We start from the raw sequence: 1,117 nt of genomic DNA, 5'->3' as shown, positions 1-1,117 counted from the left end.
GGATGAGGTCCAGCGCTTCGGACCGTGAGGCCGCGCTGGATTGCAGGAGCCCACGAACCGCAGACGTGGTCGTGCTGGCTCCGGGCTTGCGGATACCGCGCATCGCCATGCAGAGATGCTCGGCTTCGATGACGACGATGGCTCCACGGGGGTCGAGCTTGCGCATCAAAGCATCCGCGATCTGACTGGTCAGGCGTTCTTGAACCTGCGGACGCTTGGCGTACAGATCGACGACACGCGCGAGCTTCGACAAACCGGTGACCTTGCCCGACTTTCCGGGGATGTAGCCAACGTGGGCGACGCCGTGGAAGGACACCAGGTGGTGCTCGCACGTCGAGAACATCGGAATGTCTCGCACGAGCACCAATTCCTGGTGGCCCTCGTCGAAAGTTGTGTTCAACGCGTCGTCGGGCTCGGAGTACAGACCCGCGAAGATCTCCTTGTACGAGCGCGCAACCCGGGCCGGCGTATCGAGCAGGCCTGGACGCTCCGGATCTTCACCGACCGCGATCAACAATTCCCGTACGGCAGCCTCTGCCCGCGCCTGATCGAACGGGCGGCCCGTTCCGAGCGACACCAGTTCACTGGCCACATCATTCACCGACAACCGAACTCTCCTCGAGAATTGTTCACAGGTCCCCCGCCGCAGAGCCTAGTGGCGCAGGGTCAGCGAGATCCGTCCGGTCCGTCCCAGCGAGCGGTGCTCGGGCCGTCGTCCTCAGCCGAATGATGCGGCGGCGGAGTCTGCGGTTGTTCCGGCGTGGGGCTCTGCCACTGGTTTTCGCCGGACGGGTTTCCCCGATTCGGATCGGCGAAGGGTCCACCGTCCGGGTACTGCACCGGGTAATCGGGCTGCGCGGGGTAACGGCGGCCGGGATGCGGCTGCTCCGGGTACGCCTGCTGCCCCGGGTGCGGCTGGCCGTACTGCCCCTGATCGGGCTGGGGCTGACCGTGTTGGGGCTGTCCGTACTGGCCCTGCGACTGGTTCGGCGGGGTCGGATTCTGTCCACCGGTGTATCCACCCGACTGCTGTCCGGGGTACGTCGGAGACGGATTCTCACGCGGAGGCCAACCCGGTGCCGACCATCCGGCGGGCGCTCCGTAGTCCGGTGTTCCC

General features: G+C 66.1%; 1 protein-coding gene. It reads right to left on the bottom strand.

Going from position 1 to position 1,117, the window contains the following annotated elements; genetic code table 11:
- The coding region (gene folE / locus ABT116_RS49145) for a GTP cyclohydrolase I FolE (RefSeq protein ID WP_502984109.1) at positions 1 to 601 on the bottom strand (601 nt) is incomplete at its 3' end.
- Between the last annotated feature and the right edge of the window lie 516 nt (positions 602 to 1,117).

The sequence above is a fragment of the Streptomyces sp. NPDC002130 genome (assembly GCF_040296465.1).
Classification (GTDB): domain Bacteria; phylum Actinomycetota; class Actinomycetes; order Streptomycetales; family Streptomycetaceae; genus Streptomyces.
This window is presented reverse-complemented; position numbering and strand designations above follow the sequence as displayed.